5 protein-coding genes are annotated in these 4712 nt (G+C 62.9%); 2 read left to right on the top strand and 3 right to left on the bottom strand.

Translation table 11 applies throughout. From position 1 onward, the window contains the following. Positions 1-446 precede the first annotated feature (446 nt). A complete protein-coding gene (locus tag AC0L25_RS32075; protein ID WP_473599127.1) occupies positions 447-1622 on the bottom strand; it encodes an HlyD family secretion protein in 1176 nt (391 codons plus the stop codon). Then, positions 1619-2098 carry a MarR family winged helix-turn-helix transcriptional regulator gene (locus tag AC0L25_RS32070; RefSeq protein ID WP_473599126.1) on the bottom strand — a complete coding sequence of 160 codons (480 nt, stop codon included), beginning with the start codon at positions 2096-2098 and terminating at the stop codon, positions 1619-1621. Before AC0L25_RS32070 ends, AC0L25_RS32075 begins: the two co-directional genes overlap by 4 nt. A 239-nt stretch (positions 2099-2337) precedes the next feature. Here AC0L25_RS32070 and AC0L25_RS32065 point away from each other — a divergent pair, with 239 nt between their 5' ends. Beyond that, positions 2338-3171: a GyrI-like domain-containing protein gene (locus tag AC0L25_RS32065; RefSeq protein WP_473599125.1), complete on the top strand. Its 834-nt coding sequence runs from the start codon at positions 2338-2340 to the stop codon at positions 3169-3171. Positions 3172-3178: 7 nt separating this feature from the next. Here AC0L25_RS32065 and AC0L25_RS32060 read toward each other — a convergent pair whose 3' ends face one another. Next, positions 3179-4114, bottom strand: a complete 936-nt coding sequence (locus AC0L25_RS32060) for a bifunctional helix-turn-helix transcriptional regulator/GNAT family N-acetyltransferase (protein WP_473599124.1) — start codon at positions 4112-4114, stop codon at positions 3179-3181. Between the two features lie 353 nt (positions 4115-4467). Here AC0L25_RS32060 and AC0L25_RS32055 point away from each other — a divergent pair. After that, a partial coding sequence (locus tag AC0L25_RS32055; RefSeq protein ID WP_292539378.1) for a co-chaperone GroES occupies positions 4468-4712 on the top strand: 245 nt, incomplete at its 3' end.

The following is a 4712-nucleotide window of genomic DNA, read 5'->3' as shown; positions in this document are numbered from 1 at the left end:
ACCCAAGGCTGCCTCCAAAAGCAGTCTTGAATCATGCTACGGTCAAAAAGGGAATCCTAAGAGTCCACACCACCTAGTGCTTTGAGTAGCGCATCGTGCTTTCCGAAAATCGATTCCGATTTTCGGGCCGATGCGCGAGGCTTCCGGGCGGCGAGGCCTTCCGTGTGGAGAGACCCTCATCGCGTGGGACGCGAAATCGATGTGGGGGTTACATCGACCGAGCGTCTCGATAACGGGCCCTGCCGCCCGGAAACCTGAGGACCGAAGGGGCCTGCGTCGGGTTATTCAGGCTTCGGCCTGGCCGCAACGCTGCCCGCTCCGAACCCCAACCCCAACCCTCACCGCATCTCCCCTCAGACCAATCCTGTCATCTGCGTTCCTCTCCTGCGCGGCCTGCATTCTACTCGTAGCGCCTCAGACCTCATCATCCAATGGAACGAGGTGGTTTATTGCGCCTCACCCGCTGTGGCGTGGCCGAAGATACTTGGAAACCCGCGGGAGACGCCGGTGTCCACCGTGACGGTCGCGCTCATGCCGGTGCGCAGCGCCATCTCGGCGTCGGCATCGGTCAATTGCAGGCGCACCGGAATGCGCTGGGTGACCTTGACCCAATTGCCGGTGGCGTTCTGGGCAGGCAACAGCGAGAACTCGGCTCCGGTGCCGGCGCCGATCGCCTTGACCGTGGCTTCGAACGTCTTGCCCGGATAGGTGTCAACCACAATTTCAGCCTTCTGGCCGGGCTTCATATTGGTGAGCTGGGTTTCCTTGAAATTGGCATCGATCCAGGTGTCGCCGGTCTCGACCAATGAAAACAGCGGCGTACCCGAGCCGACATATTGGCCGACCTTGAATGAGGCAGCCTGGCTGACGATGCCGTCGGCCGGCGCCCTGACCGTGGTCTGCGCCAAATCGTAGGCAGCCTTGTCGCGCGCAGCGAGCGCCGCCATCACGGTCGGATGCTTGTCGGTCTCTATATCGGGATTGCCGCCAAGTGCAGCCTTGGCGCTGAGGATGCCCTGCTGGGCCACGGCCAGTTGCTGCTTGGCCTTGTCGAGATCGTTCCTGGCCTCGTCCAGCGACGACTTGGCATTGATGCCCTTGCGGGCAAGGTCGGCGGCCCGGTCGTATTGCGACTGCGCGTAGTCGACCTGGCTGGCGTCGGACTTCTCCTGCGCTACCGCCTGGCTATAGGCTGCCCGCAGCTGCTCGACATTGAGGCGCGCGCCGGCCACCGCCGCATCGGCCTGCGCCAGCGCGATCCGGTAGGGCTCGGGCTCGATGGCGAACAAGACCTCGCCCTGCTTGACGGACTGGTTGTCGAAAATGTCGACCTGAACAATGCGGCCCGCCGTATCGGCGGCGATCGAGACCTTCGCCTGCTGCAGATTGGCGTTCTCGGTCTCCTGATAGCGGCCGCCGGTCACCCAGACGTAGCTGCCGCCGGCGATCAATGCCACGGGGAGCGCAAACATCAGAAGGAAGCGGCCGGCACGGCGCTTCTTCTTCGGCGCCACCGGCGCTGGTGCTAGCTCTGGAGCGACCGTAACCGGAGCTGCCGGCTGCGCGGGAGCTTCCATCTCCAGCTTGGTTGCATTCTCGTCTACCTTGGCTACCGCGTTCATGCTGCTGCGCCTTCTGTACTCTCGACTTTTTCGCCGGACGCCGTCTCGCCGTCCGCCAGGTTCTTGGCCATCGCCTCCAGTCCCTTGATCAGAACACGGCGATCTTCGGGCGACACGCCGGTCAGCGATTCTTCATAGACTTCGCCAGCAAGGCTCTTGATCTCTGCGTAGGCCTCGCTGGCTTTGGCGGTCGGGAAGATCATGCGAACGCGGCGGTCGGCAGCGTCGGAACGGCGCTCGATCCAGCCGCTCTCCTCCATGCGATCGACCAGGCGCGAGACGCTGATCGGCTCGATCTCGAGGAGCTCGGCGAGCCGTGCCTGCGTGATGCCTTCTTCCTTGGCGACGCGGACCATAAGCCGCCATTGCGCGGAGGAAAGCCCGAGCCCGCTGGCCCTCGCCTCGAAGCGCTTGCGCATCAGGCGCTGCACGTCGTGGATCAAAAAGCCCAATCTGTCGATGCCATCAGAAACCATGAGCAGCATATATTATAAGCGTGCTCATCATTCAAGGAGCGGCATTGTGCCAGAAGCCGGCAAGTATGCATGGCAGTCACTCAGGGTCGCTCGCAAAACCGCGATTGAGCACGCTGAAATTGACCGATGCTCGGTCGAGTTTGCTCAATGCGCAATTTCGATCAAACTGCCTCCACCAGGAAGCGGCACCATGAGCTGGCCAATGCGAAGACCAACCTAGTCCCAAAGCAAGGCGACATATGAACCCGACCGAGAAAGCGCTGTGGTTCGTCGAAAGCCATTTGCCGGAATCCGTCTCGCTCGACGATGTCGCCAAGAGCAGCGGCGTGTCGCGCTTTCACGTGACGCGGGCTTTCGGTGCGGCGACCGGCCGTTCGGTGATGGGCTACATGCGCTCGCGCCGGCTGACCGAAGCGGCGCGCAAGCTCGCCGCCGGTGCACCCGACATCCTCTCGGTCGCGCTCGATGCCGGCTATGCCTCGCATGAGGCCTTCACCCGCGCCTTCCGTGACCAGTTCGGCACCACGCCGGAACTGGTGCGCGCGCAAGGCTCGCTCGACAATCTCGATCTTGTGGAGCCGATCCTGATGGACCAATCCTTCCTCACCAACCTCGAGCCGCCGCGTTTTGAGACCCGCCGGCCGTTTCTCATCGCCGGTCTCGGCGAACGCTACAGCTGCCAAACCAGCGCCGGCATCCCGATGCAGTGGCAGCGGTTCGGCCCCTATATCGGCAACATTCCGGGCGAGATCGGCGACGTCGCCTATGGCGTCCGCGTCAACGGCGACGATGCAGGCAATTTCGACTATATCGCCGGCGTCGAAGTGTCCGATTTTTCGGACCTGCCGAGGGAATTTTCGCGCGTGCGTGTGCCGGCGCAGAAATACGCCGTGTTCGCCCATCGCGCCCACATCTCGACCATCCGCCGCACGGTCAACACGATCTGGAACAAATGGCTGCCGGCCTCCGGGCACGAGGTCGCCGAGGCGCCCGAATTCGAGCGCTACGGCCCCGAATTCGATCCGCGCAGCGGCAATGGCGGGCTGGAAATCTGGATACCGGTCAAGGCCTAAAGCACCGCTACAGTTCCAAGTTCCAGTTCTGGCCGACCAGATCCTTGCCGAAGGCGTGGTGGCGCTCTTCGTCGGCCAGCTTGAACCCAGCCGCTTCGTAGATGCGGCGCGCTGAGATGAGCACGTCGTTGGTCCACAGCGTCAACGTCTTGTAGCCCTTGGCACGGGCAAAGCCGATGCATTCCTCGACCAGCCGCCTGCCGATGCCGAGACCGCGCGCCGAGGGTTCGACATAGAGCAGGCGCAGCTTCGCCACCGCGTCCGACTGGCGCACGACAAAGACCGAGCCGACGACTTCCCCTTCCCGCTCGGCGATCCAGCTGCGTTCCCATTTCGGATCGAAGGATTTGACAAAGGCGCCGAGGATTTCGGCGACCAGCGCCTCGTAGGTTTCATCCCAGCCATATTCCTGCGCGTAGAGCAGGCCCTGGCGATGAATGATCAAGCCGATGTCGCCGACCTGCAAAGGCCGCAGCATGTAGGGAATTTTGGGCTCCGCGCCATCGCCCAGCAGGCGCTGCACCGTCTGCATCGCCTTGACCAGCCTGTCCTGTTCCGGAGCTGGAAGCCGGTCGAGCAAGGCCGCGACCTGATCGTGCGAACCCTGGTTCAGCGGCGCGAACGCCACCCTTCCCGCCGGCGTCAGCGCGATCGACGAGCGCCGCGCATCGGCTTCCGTCGCTGCGCGCTCGACCAGGCCGCGCTCCTCGAACCTTTTCAGCAACCGGCTGAGGTAGCCGGGGTCGAGACCGAGATCGCGTGCAAGATCGGTGGCGGTCAGGCCATCGCGATGAGCCAGTTCATAGAGCACCCGAGCCTCGGTCAGCGAGAAGGCGCTTTTCAGCAGCCCTTCGTCGAGCAGGCCGATCTGACGGGTGTAGAAGCGGTTGAAGCCCCGCACCGCATCGATCCGCTCCCTGCCGGGTTGATGATGAATCGTCATGGCATCCTCCTGCCCGCACAGGATCAACCATTTATTTGACTTAGTCAACCATTAATGAATTAGCTAATCGCCCTGCCGAGCAGGCGCCGAGCCGGTTCGACCGCGTCCGCATCGCCTCCACCGGGCCTGTAGCACGGCGGAATCGTGCCCGCTTCTAATGCTTAATCGCCGAAGCGTCGGCAACGACATCATCCCGGAGCGGCACGGCTGAATTACGCCCTCGCGCGCCTTGACTCTCGCCAGCCATCGGCTTATCTCACCGCCACGTTAGCACTCGCCATTGGTGAGTGCTAACCGGTCCGGCGTCGCCGGACGGAGGAACTGTTCTCACCATTCTCATCGAGGAATAAAAAATGGCAAAGTCGAAGTTCCGCCCGCTTCATGACCGCGTGGTCGTACGCCGGGTTGAATCCGAATCCAAGACTGCCGGCGGGATCATCATCCCCGATACGGCGAAGGAAAAGCCGCAGGAAGGCGAGATCATCGCCGTTGGTTCCGGCGCCCGCGACGAAGCCGGCAAGCTCGTCCCGCTGGACGTCAAGGCCGGCGATCGCATCCTGTTCGGCAAGTGGTCGGGCACCGAAGTCAAGCTCAATGG

The sequence above is a fragment of the Mesorhizobium sp. WSM4813 genome (genome assembly GCF_055811555.1).
The sequence above is the reverse complement of the archived record's forward strand: the minus strand, read 5'-3'. Positions and strand labels throughout refer to the sequence as shown.